This is a genomic window from Idiomarina sp. HB, from assembly GCF_048059115.1.
In the GTDB taxonomy this organism is placed as follows: Bacteria; Pseudomonadota; Gammaproteobacteria; order Enterobacterales; family Alteromonadaceae; genus Idiomarina; species Idiomarina abyssalis.
Genome location: NZ_JAYLVU010000001.1, coordinates 763,196 through 780,660 on the forward strand (window position 1 = coordinate 763,196; position 17,465 = coordinate 780,660).

General features: G+C 45.9%; 14 protein-coding genes. 4 read left to right on the forward strand and 10 right to left on the reverse strand.

Going from position 1 to position 17,465, the window contains the following annotated elements:
• Positions 1-5: 5 nt before the first annotated feature.
• Genes asnB through VBY75_RS03845 form a run of 5 tightly spaced genes read right to left on the reverse strand, consistent with a single transcriptional unit; the run spans position 6 to position 5,141 of the window.
• Entirely contained in the window at positions 6-2,021 is a 2,016-nt protein-coding gene (gene asnB, locus VBY75_RS03825; protein ID WP_416511116.1) for an asparagine synthase (glutamine-hydrolyzing), read from the reverse strand.
• Positions 2,022-2,039: 18 nt separating this feature from the next.
• On the reverse strand, positions 2,040-3,107 hold the full coding sequence (locus VBY75_RS03830; RefSeq protein ID WP_278355902.1) for an aspartate/ornithine carbamoyltransferase family protein: 1,068 nt from the start codon (positions 3,105-3,107) through the stop codon (positions 2,040-2,042).
• A 4-nt stretch (positions 3,108-3,111) separates the two neighbouring features.
• Positions 3,112-3,234 (reverse strand): hypothetical protein, encoded by a 123-nt coding sequence (locus VBY75_RS03835; RefSeq protein WP_263621029.1) that lies wholly within the window; start codon positions 3,232-3,234, stop codon positions 3,112-3,114.
• Positions 3,224-4,657 (reverse strand): sodium:solute symporter family protein, encoded by a 1,434-nt coding sequence (locus VBY75_RS03840; protein ID WP_224797552.1) that lies wholly within the window; start codon positions 4,655-4,657, stop codon positions 3,224-3,226. The genes VBY75_RS03835 and VBY75_RS03840 overlap by 11 nt, the downstream gene beginning before the upstream one ends.
• On the reverse strand, positions 4,650-5,141 hold the full coding sequence (locus tag VBY75_RS03845) for a hypothetical protein (protein WP_054487319.1): 492 nt from the start codon (positions 5,139-5,141) through the stop codon (positions 4,650-4,652). The genes VBY75_RS03840 and VBY75_RS03845 overlap by 8 nt, the downstream gene beginning before the upstream one ends.
• Positions 5,142-5,229: 88 nt before the next feature.
• Here VBY75_RS03845 and folK point away from each other — a divergent pair, with 88 nt between their 5' ends.
• Both folK and VBY75_RS03855 read left to right on the forward strand, forming a co-directional pair.
• A complete protein-coding gene (folK, locus tag VBY75_RS03850) occupies positions 5,230-5,658 on the forward strand; it encodes a 2-amino-4-hydroxy-6-hydroxymethyldihydropteridine diphosphokinase (protein WP_224797554.1) in 429 nt (142 codons plus the stop codon).
• Positions 5,655-6,362, forward strand: a complete 708-nt coding sequence (locus VBY75_RS03855) for an SDR family NAD(P)-dependent oxidoreductase (RefSeq protein ID WP_199494974.1) — start codon at positions 5,655-5,657, stop codon at positions 6,360-6,362. Before folK ends, VBY75_RS03855 begins: the two co-directional genes overlap by 4 nt.
• 45 nt (positions 6,363-6,407) lie before the next feature.
• Here the strand turns inward: VBY75_RS03855 and acnA are convergent, their stop codons facing one another.
• On the reverse strand, positions 6,408-9,077 hold the full coding sequence (acnA, locus tag VBY75_RS03860; protein ID WP_054487315.1) for an aconitate hydratase AcnA: 2,670 nt from the start codon (positions 9,075-9,077) through the stop codon (positions 6,408-6,410).
• A gap of 259 nt (positions 9,078-9,336) precedes the next feature.
• On the opposite strand from acnA, the gene tesB reads away from it, so the two are divergent.
• The gene (gene tesB, locus VBY75_RS03865) at positions 9,337-10,197 is read left to right on the forward strand and encodes an acyl-CoA thioesterase II (protein ID WP_054487313.1); all 861 of its coding nucleotides are present in this window, start codon (positions 9,337-9,339) and stop codon (positions 10,195-10,197) included.
• 24 nt (positions 10,198-10,221) lie between these two features.
• On the opposite strand, the gene VBY75_RS03870 is transcribed toward tesB, so the two are convergent.
• Together VBY75_RS03870 and udk are read right to left on the reverse strand one after the other, a co-directional pair.
• Positions 10,222-11,430, reverse strand: a complete 1,209-nt coding sequence (locus tag VBY75_RS03870; RefSeq protein WP_054487312.1) for a NupC/NupG family nucleoside CNT transporter — start codon at positions 11,428-11,430, stop codon at positions 10,222-10,224.
• Between the two features lie 13 nt (positions 11,431-11,443).
• Positions 11,444-12,076: a uridine kinase gene (udk, locus tag VBY75_RS03875; RefSeq protein WP_054487310.1), complete on the reverse strand. Its 633-nt coding sequence runs from the start codon at positions 12,074-12,076 to the stop codon at positions 11,444-11,446.
• A gap of 214 nt (positions 12,077-12,290) precedes the next feature.
• Here udk and VBY75_RS03880 point away from each other — a divergent pair, with 214 nt between their 5' ends.
• Entirely contained in the window at positions 12,291-15,065 is a 2,775-nt protein-coding gene (locus VBY75_RS03880) for a M16 family metallopeptidase (protein ID WP_416511122.1), read from the forward strand.
• A gap of 37 nt (positions 15,066-15,102) precedes the next feature.
• On the opposite strand, the gene VBY75_RS03885 is transcribed toward VBY75_RS03880, so the two are convergent.
• Together VBY75_RS03885 and VBY75_RS03890 are read right to left on the reverse strand one after the other, a co-directional pair.
• Entirely contained in the window at positions 15,103-15,798 is a 696-nt protein-coding gene (locus VBY75_RS03885) for a 2OG-Fe(II) oxygenase (protein WP_416511124.1), read from the reverse strand.
• Between the two features lie 46 nt (positions 15,799-15,844).
• Complete coding sequence (locus tag VBY75_RS03890) at positions 15,845-17,434, reverse strand: EAL domain-containing protein (RefSeq protein ID WP_416511126.1); 1,590 nt, start codon at positions 17,432-17,434, stop codon at positions 15,845-15,847.
• Between the last annotated feature and the right edge of the window lie 31 nt (positions 17,435-17,465).

Genomic DNA, 17,465 nt, shown 5'->3' on the forward strand with positions numbered 1-17,465 from the left:
GAAAATTAGGCAGTCCAGCCGAGTTCTCTGGCTCGCTGTTCTGCTTGTTTAGGTACGTCAGTGGCCACAAAGTGGTGGTGCAGTACCTGAACACCCAACATATGATTTATGACCGCATCAAGCTGCACACGCTCTTCATTCGGAACGTTTTCATCCTGGTGTCGCTCAAAGGTCTTAACCACTTCGCTGTAATCGAGCAAACCAGCTGACTTAACCGCATCTTCACTCAGAAATTGCTCAGCCAGCTTCTCTACCGCTTTCCACTTTTCCGGATCCGTATGCGCCGGAGGTGCCATAAAAGCAAACTTCTCTCGCTTATATAGCGTTTCCGGAAGCAGCCCTTTCATCGCCTCACGCAACACATACTTTTCTTTATTGCCTTTAATACGTAAATGCGGTGGAACCGTGAATGCGTATTCCGCTAAATGGTGATCCAAAAATGCGGGGCGCGCCTCCATTGAGTTAGCCATGTCAACGCGGTCACCACCCCAGGTCAGTATTTGCCCTTCCAGCATGGTTTTTATCCATACATACTGGGCTCTGTCGAGCGGGTGACGGCCATCGAGCATGTTCTTGTCCAACGTATCAGCAATCGCCGTGCTGGGATCATAGCCCTCAACTTGTTGGCGTTTACTCTCTGACATGAGCGGCAATGCTACCGAAGAACAAGACAGCCACGGCTGTACACAGCTCGGAGTAAAGCCCATTTTCTGGTTAAAAGCGTCGCTGACAAACTCTTCGCGGGCCAACATAGCGCCTTTAAAGAGCTTATTATTTTTTTCCAGCAGCTCCTGCCATTCAACCCGCTCAACTTCTGGCAAGTGATCTAAGCCATGCAAAAACATATCTTTACGGAACGCCGGGTAACCGGCAAAGAGTTCATCCGACCCTTCGCCTGTCATCACCACCTTATAACCGGACTCATGCACCTCTTTACTCATAAGGTACTTAGCAACACCCAGGGTGTTGTAAATGGTGCGTTCGGTGTGCCATAGCGTTTTCACGAAGTGGTCATACAGGTCATCGGCTTTCAGCCGCATAATATGGTGGTCGGCCTGTGTCGCCTCCGCCATTTCTTGTGCTATTGGTGTTTCATCATAGTCATCAGAGTCAAACCCAATGGTAAAAGCTTTTACTGAAGTTTGAGTTGATGCCGATGCCAGACCAAGAATTGCGCATGAATCAATACCTCCGGACAGATAGCACCCGACAGGTACGTCAGCTGTCATACGATGCTGAACAGCTTCCAGTAATTTAGCACGAACACCTTCTATATAAGATTCTTCATCGACATCGGCGCCCGGATAGCTTTCTTCAGGCGGAAAGTCGACATCCCAGTACTTATGCTCGGTCGCAACCACCTTGCCGTTTTTTCGTTGTAGCTTAACCACATAACCGGGCTGAACCTGATTAATACCTTCAAAAGCCGTAGAACCCGGCACCATGACCTGAATTAACTGGTGGTATAAACCTTCGGCTGAAAACTCCCGCTTAACATCCGGGTGAGAAAATAACACTTTCAGCTCAGATCCAAACACAACCCCATGTTCTGTTTCTGTCCAGTACAGAGGCTTAATTCCAAAACGGTCACGTACTAAATAGAGGCTTTCGTCTTCGGCATCAAACAAACCAAAAGCAAACTCTCCCCGAAGCTCTTTTAGCGTGTCTTCCAGACCGTAACGCTCAAACAAATGCAGGACAATCTCAGAGTCACTTTTACTCTTAAAGCGTGCGCCACGAGCGGTTAAGTCCGCACGAATACGTTTAAAATCGTAAAACTCACCGTTGTGAGTCAGCATCAGTCGTTTGTCGGCTGACAAAAACGGCTGACGACCTCTTTTTTCGTCCAGGTCAATAATAGATAAGCGGGCGTGACTGAATCCCACGCCATAATCTTGTTGTACTTCGTAACCAAACCCATCAGGACCGCGATGATGCATTATCGCCGCCATATTCACCAGGGTTTGGGGTTCAATCGCTCTTTCCGTTTGATGATGAAAAACGCCAGCAATTCCGCACATTCTTTGCTTTTCCTCGTATCAGACGACATCAATGACGCGCTCAGCTCGCTGCACCATACAGGTCAAAAGCGCCATACGTAAAAACACCGCTCCCCGGGCCTGGCTGAAATACCAGTTATGGGGGGTGGAGTCGAGATCGGTCGATAATTCCTGACCGCGTGCTAATGGGTGTAAAATAATGGCGCTGTCTTTTAGCGGTGACTGCGTCGTTAAGTGAAACTCACTACCGTAAGTACTAAAGGTATCACCTTCCCACGAAATGGCGTTGATATAAACCACATCGAGTTCTGGTAATACCTGCTCTAAATCCCGAGTGGTACGAATTCTAATTCCGGCCTGCTCAATCTGCTCTTTTTGCTCTTCTCCAAACAATTGGGTAGAAGACTCTTCATCATGAATAATGACAATTTCATCAATAGCCTTAGGAAACTTAACCAAACATTTTATGAAGCTGCGCACCGTTCGCATTTTATCCGGCACCCCAATAATGCCAATTTTTATCGGAGCTTTATCGGCTGCATCAGTCACCAGGTCGGGACGCCACTTAAACAGTGCGTACATATCGGCTAATGCTTGAGTCGGATGCTCGTCTGAGCCATTGCCCGCGTTAATAATGGGAATGCGCAGCGAGTCGATCATCTCTTCTAATGAGGTTTCGTTGTTGTCACGCAAGACAACACAGTCACCGTAGTTGTTGAACATTTCAGCAACATCAGACAAGCACTCACCTTTAGCGATACCTGTCGTGGAACGATCAGTAATGGACATAATGTCACCGCCCAATCGATGCCAGGCACTTTCAAAGGATAACCGTGTGCGGGTGCTGGGCTCATAAAAGGCACTAATTAAAATCTTTCCCTGCAGCGATGTACTGAATCGACGTGGGTTAGCTTCGTATTTAGCGGCAAGTCGAAACAACTGCAACATACCCAGCTGCGAAAACTGGTCAGCAGATACCACATGCTGATTTGATAGTTTCAGCAGGTAATCACCATCTTCCTGAATTGCTTTCAATAACGCCTTTGGGTGAGCATCGCCACACACATCGGGGCGGTCTCTTTCAAAGGAGACATCCTTTATAGTCATACAATTACCATATGGTTTTAGAAATAAAATCTTTAATAAAAAGACCCAGTAACAACACCGGAGCCGCACAGGTCATAACCAGTGCCAGAGAAATCATCCATTCAAAAGCGACTTCACTAATCAGCATGAACTTGTTCCCCCTCATCTAACTGGTTCCAGTCAAACTTTTTATCGCTACGGATAATACCGACTAAACAGATCAGCCCGGATACCGCGCAAGACGTTAGTGCCGCTACGTAAAATCCGATAGCGAAATAGCCCAGCATGCCAAATAGAGTACCAAATGCCATAGCCGCTGCTGCATAACCGCCTGTTAATCTGCGTTGATAAAGCCCAAGCAATATTGGCCAGATAGTACTGGCGACAAAAGCACCGGCGAAATTAAGTAAAGCACCTAACGTAGCAATACGCGGCAAACACAGCAACCAGGTCAGAATGCCCAAGCCCAGGATGCAGCTGCGGTTAAAGCGCATTAAGGTTTTGTCACTTGCCTTTGGCTTAAGCCGCTTATGGAAAATATCTTGTGTCACCAGGTCTGATGTCGCTGCAAGTAAGGAGTCGAGACTGGACGCCAGTGCGGAAAAAATGATGATAAAGACAACAATAGCCCCGGCTTTTCCGAGTACGGCTGCTGCAACGGTCGGTCCTATCATATCCGGGCTTGGCGGAAATATTCCAAGCTGAGGAGCCGCAAGAGCAATAAAGCCCGTTACAATAGGAATGGGCAACCACAGTAGCCCCCCTGTTAAGTAGGCTTTGTAGGCAACGTTCTTTTTGAAAGAAAGCGCACGCGACCACCAGACATTGGAGTGAAAAATTTCACCAAGCCCAAAGAAAATATTATTGAACAGAAACATGACGGCTGCCGGAAACAGCAGGTCCAGCAACTGTGGGTGTTCAGCCGTTAAATTGCTGTGGATGCTCGACAACCCGACGTTATCAATCAGCCAGTAAGCGATAAAACTGACGCCAACAATAATAATCAAGGCCTGGATAAAGTCTGTAGCTATTACAGCCCGCATACCGCCAAATAAGGTATAACCGACACAAATGGCCAGTATGGTTGTCATGCCAATGTGGTAATCAAGACCGCTCAGCGATTCGAGCAAAATGCCACCTGCCATGCCCAGACTGATTAACCAACCGAACGCATACACCACCGAAATAATAATAAAAACAAGCCAGGCCAGGTTGCCATAGCGCAGGCGTACAAAGTCGCCGGAGGTGTAGCCATTAGGCAGCAACTCTTTAATTCGCTTGGCCATTGGAGCGAAGAGAATAAGTCCCAGGGCTGCAAAGGAATAACCTATCATTCCCCAAATCCCAAACTGATAGGTCAGTTGTGGCGCTACCAGCGTGGTGTTGCTGGTGACCCATGTGGCCATAGCGGTTGCCGCCGCAAATGCGAAGCCAACATTACGCCCCGCTAAAGCAAAGTCTTCATGGCTACGGTTTTTGCGTCCTAGCCAATAACCAAAGGCAACCCAAAACACCCCGAACAGGATGATAATTGTAATACCCGTACTCGTCTCTAGTGCGAACTCAGTCATGATGCTTATGGTGTTTAGAATGTATCCATTGGCGATGCAGCAACAACAGCGTTGCCACCAAAGTGATAAAAATAACGAGACCAATAAAGAATAGCGTTAAAGCCTGCCAAAGTGGGTAATGCTTTACTGTAATTTCAATGGTGTTACTGAGATAAGTTTGGTTTTTAGCGTCTTCTGCTCTTGCCCGCAAGTAGTAGGAGCCATTGCTAAAGCCGGTTAATGAAATGTCTTTAAAGTCGCCTAAAGCAGGAAACTGTTTAGTATTTTCCGAGAACTCTGAATCACTGGCAACTTCAATGGTAACTCTGTTAAGCTCGGCTGCAGCAGTCGTACTAACAGAAACGGTAAAATAGCCTTCTTTGACGACAGAGTCAGGCCCGCTTAGCTTCAGGGGGCTTGCAAGCGTGGTGGTTGGCAATACGCTTAAAAAACATAAAACCAACAATATATAGCGATAGTTAAAGCAGTTTTTCTGTATCGTCATTAAGACTTCTGCTCACCAATATCAGTTGAAATTTCAGGCTATCAGCAGAACTTCGCAATTTCAACTGTTTGAAGCAGTCATCTATTTGATGTTTAAAGCCGTAGTTATCTCAACATCTTATTTACGTTTAGCGGTCAATGAGTCAATGCAAAAATATTTATGCAGTTTAGGTTCCAATATAGAACCACAGAGTCACTTCCCTAAAGCCAGAGCTGCTCTTGAAGCTTTATCCGGCAATATAAGCTTTTCACGAAATATTCCTACGCGTCCGGTGAATATGAATACCAAAAGAGATTTTTTGAATGCCCTATTCATTATTCAAACATCGATGAGCGCGGAGCAACTTAAACAAGAGTTTAATCGCATTGAAGAGGCGTTGGGACGTGACCGTTCTGATCCACAAAGAAGCTTTAAAGACCGCACAATTGATATCGATATTCTGGGAAAGGTAAGTGATAACCCCAAAGTACCTGATTACTTAACCTCGTTACTAACGGATTTAGGAATTGCCTCATGAAAAAGACAGCACTCGTTACAGGTGCAGGCCGCCGCTTTGGTTTTGAGCTATCAAAGGCGCTGCTGGCTGAAGGCTATCAACTGTTTGCTCACTACAACAGTTCACGCGACGGTATAAGCGAGTTAGAGTCGCTCGGTGCCACAGCGGTGCAGGCAGACTTTACCGATATAGAAAGTATCCAGGGCATGATAAAAACAATCAGTAACGCCACTGATTCGATTGAGCTTTTGGTCAATAATGCATCCTGTTTCTTCGATAATGAAACCGTTGATAACGACAATAAAGCGCTTGCTGCCGTGTTTCAGGTACACGGGATAGCCCCTTACATGCTTATTAGCGGCCTTCAGCAGCAGCTAAGTCAGTCGGAAAACGGACTCGTCATCAATATAACGGACATATACGCTGATCGCCCCTCCACCGATTACATTGCTTATTGCGCAGCTAAAGCCGGACTGGCCAATATGACTCAGTCATTTGCTAAAACCTTAGCCCCATCGGTAAGAGTCAACGCAATTCAGCCGGGGCCCATTCTCTTTTTACCGGAACATGATAAAGAGCATCGTATGCAAGTTTTGGATGAAACACCGTTACGAGTTGAAGGTGGTTTAGAACCAATGATAGAAACCGTTCGCTTTTTACGCGACAACCCATTTATTACCGGCGAGTCCATTAAAGTCGACGGCGGTCGTGGCTTAATGATATAAAAAAACCCGGCACAACGGCCGGGTTTCAGTTCAGTATAGCGACGCTTATTTAAGCATTCCGCGCAATACGTAATGTAAGATACCACCACTTTTGTAGTAGCTCATTTCATTACCTGTATCGATACGGCACTTAACCTCAAACTCGACTTCGCTTCCGTCTTTGCGTTTAGCAACAACTTTCAGCATTTGTCCAGGCTTGAGGTTATCATCAAGGCCTAAAATCGATATCTGCTCTTCGCCGGTCAGCTTATGCTCTTTAACACCTTCGCCTTCAGCAAATTGCAGGGGCAGAACCCCCATACCTACCAGGTTAGAGCGGTGGATACGCTCGTAGCTTTCAGCCAGTACCGCTTTAACCCCTAACAGCGTTGTACCTTTCGCTGCCCAGTCACGGCTAGAGCCAGTACCGTACTCTTTACCAGCTAATACAACCAACGGCGTGTCGTTTTCCATATACTTCATGGCGGCATCGTAAATGGCCATTTGCTCGCCAGTAGGAATGTACTTGGTGTAACCACCTTCGACATCATCCAGCATTTGGTTTTTAATGCGAATATTGGCAAACGTACCACGCATCATCACTTCATGGTTACCACGACGCGAACCATAGGAGTTAAAGTCTTTAATTTCTACACCATTTTCCTGCAGATACTTACCTGCCGGTGAGTCCGGTTTGATAGAGCCTGCCGGTGAAATATGGTCCGTAGTAATTGAATCAGCGAACACGGCCAGAACATTAGCGTCTTTAATGTCGCTCGGTGCTTGCAGTGGCTTATCAATACCTTCGAAGAACGGAGGATTCTTAACGTAGGTAGAATCGTCCTGCCAGTTATAGGTATTGCCTTCTGCAACACTAATTGACTGCCACTCTTCGTCACCTTCAAAGACCTCACCATATTCTTTACCAAACATCGCGTTATCCACCATTTTCACAGCTTCAGCAATTTCAGCGCTGCTAGGCCAGATGTCTTTTAAGAATACGTCATTACCATCTGAGTCTTTCCCCAGGGGATCTTTACTCAAGTCAGTGCGCGTTGTACCCGACAAAGCATAGGCAACCACTAGCGGTGGTGAAGCCAGCCAGTTCGCTTTAACTTCAGGGTGAACACGGCCTTCAAAGTTACGGTTCCCTGACAATACCGAAGACACAGTCAAGTCGCCTTCGTTAATGGCTTCCGTTATTTCATCGTCCAGCGGGCCCGAGTTACCAATACAAGTGGTACAACCGTAACCCACCAGGTTAAAACCAAGCTTATCAAGGTACTCGTCTAAACCAGCTTTTGCGAAATAATCAGTAACGACTTTAGAACCCGGAGCCAATGACGATTTCACCCATGGCTTACGAACCAACCCTTTTTCCACTGCTTTCTTAGCTAGTAAGCCTGCTGCCATCATGACGCTTGGGTTTGACGTATTGGTACAAGAGGTTATAGCAGCGATGACAACATCACCGTGCGATAAGGAATAATCCTTACCTTTAACTTTTACTTCTTTGTCTTTCTCGCCCGACTTACCGTTAGTTTCCAGTATCAGGTCGAAATTACTGCCAAGCTGCTCCATATTCACCCTATCCTGCGGGCGTTTCGGGCCGGCCAGAGAAGCCGTTACGGTGCTTAAGTCTAATTCCAGCGTATCGGTGTACTCAGGTTCGTTATCATTGTCACGCCACAAACCCTGAGCTTTAGAGTATTTCTCGACCAGCTCAATAGTTTCTTCGTCACGACCTGACAGACGGAAATAGCGCAGGGTTTCATCATCGACCGGGAAGAAACCACAGGTTGCACCATATTCCGGCGACATATTTGAAATGGTTGCGCGATCAGCTAACGGCAAGTTGTCCAGACCAGGACCATAAAACTCAACAAACTTACCTACTACGCCTTTTTCACGCAGCATTTGAGTTACTGTTAAGACTAAATCCGTCGCGGTAACACCTTCTTTCAGCGCGCCCGTCATACGGAAGCCAACAACTTCTGGTATCAACATAGAAACCGGCTGACCCAACATAGCAGCTTCGGCTTCGATACCGCCAACACCCCAGCCTAAAACGCCAATACCGTTAATCATGGTGGTGTGTGAGTCGGTACCAACCAAGGTATCGGGGTAGGCGAAAGTTTTACCGTCTTCTTCTTTCGTCCAGACACTCTTACCTAAATACTCAAGGTTTACCTGGTGACAGATGCCTGTCCCCGGTGGTACCACACGAAAGTTTTCAAAGGCACCCTGCCCCCACTTCAGGAACTCGTAACGTTCTTTGTTACGTTCCATTTCAAAGCGGACGTTTTCCTTAAAGGCTTGTTCCGTCGCGTATTTGTCGACCATGACCGAGTGGTCAATCACCAAATCGACCGGTGACAACGGGTTGATGACTTCAGGGTCATGCCCTGCTTTGGCTACGGCGTCGCGCATTGCCGCTAAATCGACAATGCCCGGAACACCGGTAAAATCCTGCATTAAAACCCGCGCCGGGCGGTATTGAATTTCACGGTCGATTTTTTTCTTTTTCGACCAGTCAACCATGGCTTGTAAATCGTCTTTTGTGACGGTTTCGCCATCTTCATTTCGTAATAGGTTTTCAAGCAACACTTTCATTGAAGCCGGAAGCTTTGAAATGTCTCCTAAGGCTTCCTCTGCTTTAGGCAGGCTATAGTAATGAAAGGTTTTTCCTTTAACGTCTAACGAACTTAAGGTTTTCAGACTGTCTTTGCCTGACATAGATACTCTCCCATTCGCTTCCAAAAGCGTAGTTTTTAGCTCAACGGTCTTTTAAATATAGACAAACTGAACCGTTTCAGCCATTGAAATTGTGCTTTGATGAAAACATAAATCAAAGATTTGTGCCAATTAACTGATGGTTAAGTACTCAGTTAAGCAACTATTTTTATTATAAATTGTGTTTATATTACATAGTCTTTAAAAAGCGTTTAAGATCAACAGAACGTCAGTCTTACCGAAATCAATAAGGACATAATGGATGAGTCAGGTACTCGACGATTTACTCAACTTACTGACCCTCGAAGGCATTGAGGATGGTCTTTATCGTGGACAGAGTCAGGATTTAGGCTTTGGCGCTGTCTTTGGTGGACAGGTTATTGGACAAGCTTTGTCGGCGGCTAAAGAAACATTACCGCAAGAGCGCGTCTGCCATTCCTTTCACAGCTATTTTTTACGTCCGGGTGATGCGAAAAAGCCGATTGTCTACGACGTGGAAACCATACGCGACGGTAAAAGCTTTTCAGCCCGCAGAGTCAAAGCCATACAGTACGGTAAGCCAATTTTTTACATGACTGCATCTTTCCAGCAGCAGGAAAATGGCTATGAGCATCAGGACACTATGCCTGAAGTGCCCGGCCCTGAAGGTCTAGTTTCAGATTTGGATATTTATCGCGAGCATGAAGAACTAATACCGGCGCCACTTCGCAAAAAGTTCATTTGCGACAAACCCATAGAAATGCGGTTTGTGACTCCCTACAACCCGTTTAAGCCGGAAAAAGATGAGCCGCGCCGCTACGTCTGGTTCAGAGCAAACGGCAATATGCCGGATGATCAACGCGTTCATAAATACTTATTGGCTTATGCGTCAGACTTTAACTTCTTGCCAACAGCCTTGCAGCCTCATGGCGTCAGCTTTGCTCAACCCAACATGCAGGTTGCTACGGTTGATCATGCCATGTGGTTTCACCGCGATTTCCGCATGGATGACTGGCTGCTCTACGCAATAGACAGCCCTTCAGCCAGCGGTCAACGCGGTTTAGTTCGTGGGCAAATATTCACGCGAGATGGTGTGTTAGTTGCGTCGACAATACAGGAAGGCGTTATGCGGGACCGCGGTTAAATACGGCCCCACCTTGGGTTTGGTTTAGGTCAACGAAACAAAGAAACCGGCGATGGCGGCACTCATCATGTTTGCCAAAGTCGCTGCCAATAAGGCACGCATGCCTAAGCGAGCAATATCATGGCGTCGGCTGGGCGCCATACCACCTAACCCACCCAGTAAAATGGCAATGGATGAGAAATTCGCAAAACCACACAGGACAAAGGTAATAATCACCTGAGAGTTCTGACTCAACTGGTCCTTATAATTAACGAAGTCCAGATAGGCAACAAACTCGTTTATCACCAGCTTCTGGCCAATAAAACTTCCCGCCAGGTTCGCTTCGTCCCAACTTACGCCTAGTACATAGGCAACCGGCTGAAATACATACCCGAAAATTTGCTGTAAGGTCAGTTCAGAATAACCAAACCAACCGCCAACCCAGCCAAAGATACCGTTAACCAATGCAATAAGTGCAACAAAGGCCAGCAACATAGCACCCACGTTCATAGCCAGTTGCAGGCCGCTGGACGCGCCCTGCGCTGCGGCATCAATAACGTTCGCTGAATTATCTTCTACTTCCACTTCTTCCAGGTCGTTACGTGGTTTTTCACATTCGGGGATCATCATTTTTGCCATGAGGAAACCGCCCGGAGCTGCCATAAAACTTGCTGCAATCAGGTACTTCAACTCAACGCCAACACCGGCATAACCGGCTAAAACCGAACCAGACACCGACGCCATACCACCAACCATGACCGCGAATAGCTCTGAGCGCGTCATAGTGCCTATAAATGGTCTTACCATCATAGGTGCTTCGGTTTGCCCCACAAAAATATTAGCGGCAGCTGACATCGATTCAGGCCGACTGGTACCAAGCAACTTTTGCAAGCCACCACCTAAAATACGAATTACCCACTTCATAATGCCCAGGTAATACAGAACAGAAATGAGAGACGAGAAGAAAACAATGACTGAAAGAACTTGAATAGCGAATACGAAACCAAACTCTTCGGACGCAAGATTACCAAACAAGAAATCGATACCCGCTTTGGTATAACCAATAACGGCAGAAACACCTTGCGCGAAACTGAACAAAAGTTCCCGTCCAATAGGTACGTAGAGAACAAAGCCGGCCAACAGAACCTGAATGCCAAAAGCACCTAAAACGGTACGCCAGCGGATAGCTTTACGGTTCGTTGAAACCAAGTATGCAACGATAAATATGACGGCAACGCCGAGAATACTATTCATAAAAGAACCAATTTTATTCCGCCAGCAACTGACGTATTTTTGTTTTTATAATATCAATAGCGATTTCGTTTTGACCACCGCGAGTGACAACGAGATCAGCAAACTGCTTAGACGGGAATATAAAGTCAAAGAATGCGGGACGAACATACTGCTCATATTGCTCAGTAACCGACTGCAAAGTGCGCCCACGTTCTTCAATATCGCGTTTGATACGACGCAGCAAACAAATATCCAACGGCGTATCCATAAATACCGAAATATCAAACTGCTCGCGTAACTTCTCATCAGTTAACAGCAAAATACCTTCAACCATCACAACTTTTGCGGGCGCAACTCGTATTGATTCTTCCAACCGGGTATGAGTAGTGTGGCTGTACTGCGGCATCTCAACGGCTTCGCCGGCTTTTAACTGCCGCAAATGTTGCATCAGCAAATCGTGTTCGAAAGCGGCAGGCTGGTCATAGTTGGTTAAAACACGCTGTTCCATGGTCATATGACTCTGGTCACGGTAGTAAGCATCTTCGGCCAGAATAGCAATACCGTCAGTTCCTAACTCAGCCACCAACTCCTGATACACCGTTGAGGCAAACAGGCTCTTTCCTGACGCTGAAGCGCCAGCTATAGCTATCACTGTTATTTTACTCACAAGCTTCCGTTTCTATTTGCTGCAAACCGCGCGCAATTATCCTTGATTGTCTGCGTAATTAAAAGACTTGACTGCTACCTTTATTCTCACAATATCTGAGCACAAGTTTCCATATGTTTAATTTCGTTACAATTTAGCCTGAACATAAGCAGGCATATTAGTGATGACTCTCGTATAGTAATGGCGCTTAATAAAAAATAATTCAGGAACTACAATGAAAATGATGAAAACAATTACCGCTGTTGCGGTAGCCACAGCCCTTCTCGGAGGCTGTCAGTCAACCCAATCAGCTAATAACCAACAGGCTGTTAGCCAATCACAGTTTCCCGAAGTAAAGGTCAACTACGAGACATTTACTTTAGATAACGGCTTAACTGTCGTTGTTCACGAAGATCGCAAAGCCCCTATTGTTGCGGTAAACGTTTGGTACGCCGTTGGCTCTAAAGATGAAAAAGCCGGACAAACCGGTTTCGCTCACTTATTTGAGCACTTGATGTTCAATGGTACCGAAAACTACGATGACGAATACTTCGGTCCTTTTGAGCGCGCAGGTGCTACCGAAATGAACGGCACCACTAACAATGACCGTACTAACTACTTTGAGAATGTCCCTACGCCAGCACTTGATATGGCACTTTGGATGGAATCTGACCGTATGGGTCACCTGTTGGGAGCAGTAACTCAGGAAAAACTCGATGAGCAGCGTGGCGTTGTACAAAACGAAAAACGTCAAGGTGAAGCTCAACCCTATGGTAAAGCCTGGAGTTATATCGCCGAGCAAACCTTCCCTGAAGGTCACCCATACTCATGGTCTGTTATTGGCTCAATGGAAGACTTAAACGCAGCTTCTCTGGACGACGTACACCAGTGGTTTGAAGATTACTACGGCGCAGCTAATGCAGTATTGGTATTGGCAGGCGATATTGATGTGGAAACCGCAAAGGAGAAAGTCACTAAATACTTTGCCGATATCGGACCTGGCAAGCCATTGAAGAAGCATGAAGCCTGGGTTGCTAAGCGCGACGAACAAAAACGTGCAACCATGGAGGATCGCGTTCCGGCTCCTCGAGTTTATAAAGTGTGGAATACCGCACAAATGGGAACTGCTGACTCTGAGTACCTTAACCTTCTGGCCGATATTTTAGCTAACGGTAAAAACTCACGACTGTATGAACGTTTAGTTTACAACGAGCAAATTGCCAGTTCTGTAGGAGCCTTCCAGTACGGTCGCAAACTGGCCGGTCAATTTATGATCACGGCCGACGCCAAGCCTGGTGTTGAACTTGAACAAATTGAAAAAATTATCGATGAAGAACTTGCGCGCCTAATACAAGAAGGCCCGACAGCAGCAGAATTACAACGCACTAAGTTCAGCACTACGGCAGATTTTGTTCGTCGCGCTGAAAAAGTCGGTGGCTTCGGTGGCAAGTCCGACATACTCGCCTCTGGCGCGGTCTATCATAATGACCCGGGCTTTTACGAAAAAGAAATGGAGTGGACTAAACAAGCTTCAACCAACGACCTGCAAAACGCTGCAGAACAGTGGTTAAGTCATGGTGACTTCGTTCTTAATGTCGTTCCACAACCTAACTACACTGCGCAAGAGACCAATGCAGACCGTTCACAACTACCCAATGTCGGCGACTTACCACAATTAGAGCTGCCAGAAGTTGAGCAATTTACTTTGTCCAATGGTTTAGAAGTTTATCTGGCACAGCGCAGCGATACACCAACTATTGAAATGAGTCTGGTTTTTGACAGTGGTTATGCCTCAGATGTTGGCGGTAAACTCGGTACAGCAAGTTACACCATGTCGATGCTAAAAGAAGGTACTGAAAACCTGAGTGCACTAGAATTAAATAAGCGCTTAGAGTCTTTAGGAACCAACTTAAATGCCTCGGCCAGTCTCGATAGCTCACGTATTAGCATGGACACACTCAGCGTTAACTTCGCTGAAAGCCTGGCGTTAATGAATGACGTTCTACAAAATCCGGCCTTCTCTGAAGAAGAAATTGAACGCAAACGTTCAAACTGGATAGAAGGCATTCGCAAGGAAGAAGCACGCCCTCAAACTCAGGCTCTACGTGTTCTTCCGGGCTTGATGTTCGGTGAAGGTCACGCTTATAGTCAGCCGTTAACGGGTTCAGGTACGGTTGAGTCTATCAAGTCTTTAACTCGTAAAGACTTGGTCGAGCATGCGCAAGCCTGGTTACGTCCCGACAACGCAAAGTTGGTTATCGTTGGTGATACAACCGTTGAGCAAGCGCAGTCACTATTAGAAGAGCAGTTCTCCAGTTGGCAGGCTCCGGCTTCTGACAAGCCTGAAAAGTCGCTTGATGCTTCAATGGCATCTGGAACCAGCCGTGTTTTCCTTATCGACAAGCCAGGAAACCCACAGTCTTTAATTATAGCCGGACAGCTGGCACCTTCTGGTCAGGTTGATAACGCTGACACCATCGATGTTATGAACACCATCCTTGGTGGTAGTTTTACCAGCCGTCTGAACATGAATTTACGTGAAGATAAAGGCTGGTCTTACGGTGCTCGCTCAATTTGGCTGGACAACGAAGGTCCGGGCTTATTAGTGGCTTTGGCACCAGTACAAACGGACAAGACCAAAGAATCTGTTGAGGAAATCGTAAAAGAGTTTACTCAATACGAAGGCGATAAGCCTGCTACAGAAGACGAACTTGCCAAGGTGAAAGCTAATAAAACAGCTAAACTACCTGGCGCGTACGAAACGAAGGGCAGCCTGCTTAGCGGTTTGGTCAGTACTTTCAATAAAGGCAAAGACGTTGAATACCTGGAAGGTTATGGACAGCGCATCAACGCTATTACCCTTAACGATATTCATGAAAATGCCGATAAGGTTCTAAAACCTGACGCTATGACCTGGGTTATTGTTGGCGACTTAGCTGAAATTGAAGATAAGATTCGTGAACTTAACCTTGGGGAAGTGACTATCCTAAGTGAAGAAGACATTAAATAATGATGTTCGCCCCCAGCCTTCCCGGCTGGGGGATTTTTTATGCGCCAAATAATTGCTCTGCACGACTGTGCAGGATCCAACTGGTAAGAATATATTTATCGTTAGAAACCGGCGTTCTTCCTCTGTGAGTATGAGTAAAATACGCAGGTGCTATCACCATTTGACCCGCTTTAGGGTGTAACGAACGTTCCTGATAATAAAAGTCCGTTTCTCCGCCATCTTCCACGTCATTCAGGTAATACATAAACAATAAAGCTCTGTGCAATGGTTCCGTAGATCCTTTTTGCGGATAAGCTTCACAATGCCAGTAATTGTAATTGCCTTTGCCTTTTCTATAACGCTGCATTTGTATTGCGCCAACCCGAAACAGCTTTTGCATAATTGCCATTTCGTTGCCTTTCGCAACTTCATCAAAGTTATCATTAGTTAAAGCAACAGGTTGTTTTGTTTTCGGGTGCTGCAGTGTCAGTGCCACAGGCCCAATTAAAGCAAATCGGTACTTCTTAAAGTACTCCAGCGCGTGACGTGCTGTTGTCTGTTGAATTTTCAGCAATAATTCCTGGTACTCCGGGTGGGCATTGAGCGATAAATCGGTACTGACCTTCTTCGTGGTATCCACCCCACCACCCGTTCGGCCATCAAAGGTGTGAGGGGACTGTTCAAAAACATCAATGAGTTGCTGGCACAACTCGCTCGAAAGAGCATTATCATAAGTTTCAATGAAATCATTCATAACAGTGACTTTTCCTGACCTTATGTGTTTTAAAAATCAAAAAGGCTTAATTTAATACGCGGTTCACTTCCGGGGATGGCTTGCCAATGTAGTATCCCTGCAGATATTCAATCTGTTGGTCGCAGAGGTAGGTATTCACGTCTTCGTTCTCCACAAACTCAGCCACAATAGGAATACGTAATTCTTTACAAATACTAATTAGGCCATTGAGAATACTGGCACTTGTCGGGTCATGTAATACATTCTGAACAATACTGCCGTCAATTTTTAAATAATCCGGACGCAGGCGTATCAGCCGCGAAAAATTAGAGTAACCAACGCCAAAGTCATCAATTGCAATTTGGCCGCCTAATCGTCGAACATCTTTCGCAAAGGACTGGATTTTCGTGAAGTCCTCAGTTGATTCAGTTTCCGTAATTTCGAAAATAAGCTGAGCTTTCCTATGCTCAGCAAGCACATAATGGATGAAGCTTACGGTTTCTTCATTCAGAATGTCTTCTATTGATAGGTTTACGGAAATGGCAACCTGGTATTGTTCTGAGGTAAGAACCGCCTGCTCAATGACAGAGCGCGTAATTTCACAGTAGTAACGTGTTGCTTTTGCTTTATCGAGAAACAATCCGGGGGCTAAATCGTGGTTATCGTCTCTTAACCGCACCAGCGCTTCGTAATAATTCGGCTGCCCTTCTTTTGTACTTTTAATGGGCTGGTAATAGTTCACAAAGCGATGATCCGTCAAAGCGGACTGAATCTTCGGTATCCAGTTCACTTTATTCTCATGCATAAATTCTTTTTCATAAACCACTTCAATTTTGTAACCCGAGTAAATAACTTTTGCTTTTGATAACGCACTTTCTGCCAATTGCAATTGTTTACCACGACCCACACCCATGCCAATAGCAACATCCAACGCAATGTCGCTACTGCCAATCACGAACTTCTTTGATAGCAATGACTGATAGAAACTGAGCAGGTGATCCTCGAACAAATTAGGGATCATTCTAAAATCCGGGATAAGCGCAAACTTGTCGCTATACAGTCGATAAATTTTTACGTGTTTACTTTTTAAAGTCTCAGATGCCCAGTGGCTAAACTGGCGCAGTAATTCGTCACCAAACTCTAAACCGTAATAGTCGGCATAGCTTCTAAACTTACGAATATCCATAACGGCAAGACATTGTGTGCCAACACGTTTAAGGTCATTCAATAAATCAACTCGTGTCGCAAGCCCGGTAACCTGATCAAACCGGGCTTCATGCAATAGCTCATCAAGGTACATTTCACGCGAAATATCCTGAAACAGTAAAACCAGTTCGGTTAAGTGACCATCGGTTCCGTACAGAGGGATAGCCATACACCGACACCAATTGCTGCGACTGTTACTATTCAGGCAAAGTGAACCATTCCAGGCCTCACCACTGTCTGTCGCTTGTTTTATCGCATCCATTATATCGTTACGGTTGTCTTGATGCAGGAAGGCAGAAAAAACCGTGGCTTGCTTCAGATAATGAATGTCTAATAATTTATGGAGAGAAGAGCTCATCCAGCGAATGTTGCCGTTTGGCGACAGTCGCGCGCACAAAGCTGCAGATTCAAGCGTATTAATGTACTGCTTTAACAAAAATTGATCACGCATGCATGCTTGCTCGGCCTAAGTCGCAAAAGAA

Coding starts and splice junctions, on each gene's coding strand:
- asnB (WP_416511116.1), bottom strand. CDS start 2,021: ATGTGCGGAATTGCTGGCGTTTTTCATCATCAAACGGAAAGAGCGATT.
- VBY75_RS03830 (WP_278355902.1), bottom strand. CDS start 3,107: ATGACTATAAAGGATGTCTCCTTTGAAAGAGACCGCCCCGATGTGTGT.
- VBY75_RS03835 (WP_263621029.1), bottom strand. CDS start 3,234: ATGCTGATTAGTGAAGTCGCTTTTGAATGGATGATTTCTCTGGCACTG.
- VBY75_RS03840 (WP_224797552.1), bottom strand. CDS start 4,657: ATGACTGAGTTCGCACTAGAGACGAGTACGGGTATTACAATTATCATC.
- VBY75_RS03845 (WP_054487319.1), bottom strand. CDS start 5,141: ATGACGATACAGAAAAACTGCTTTAACTATCGCTATATATTGTTGGTT.
- folK (WP_224797554.1), top strand. CDS start 5,230: ATGTTTAAAGCCGTAGTTATCTCAACATCTTATTTACGTTTAGCGGTC.
- VBY75_RS03855 (WP_199494974.1), top strand. CDS start 5,655: ATGAAAAAGACAGCACTCGTTACAGGTGCAGGCCGCCGCTTTGGTTTT.
- acnA (WP_054487315.1), bottom strand. CDS start 9,077: ATGTCAGGCAAAGACAGTCTGAAAACCTTAAGTTCGTTAGACGTTAAA.
- tesB (WP_054487313.1), top strand. CDS start 9,337: ATGAGTCAGGTACTCGACGATTTACTCAACTTACTGACCCTCGAAGGC.
- VBY75_RS03870 (WP_054487312.1), bottom strand. CDS start 11,430: ATGAATAGTATTCTCGGCGTTGCCGTCATATTTATCGTTGCATACTTG.
- VBY75_RS03880 (WP_416511122.1), top strand. CDS start 12,291: ATGAAAATGATGAAAACAATTACCGCTGTTGCGGTAGCCACAGCCCTT.
- VBY75_RS03885 (WP_416511124.1), bottom strand. CDS start 15,798: ATGAATGATTTCATTGAAACTTATGATAATGCTCTTTCGAGCGAGTTG.
- VBY75_RS03890 (WP_416511126.1), bottom strand. CDS start 17,434: ATGCGTGATCAATTTTTGTTAAAGCAGTACATTAATACGCTTGAATCT.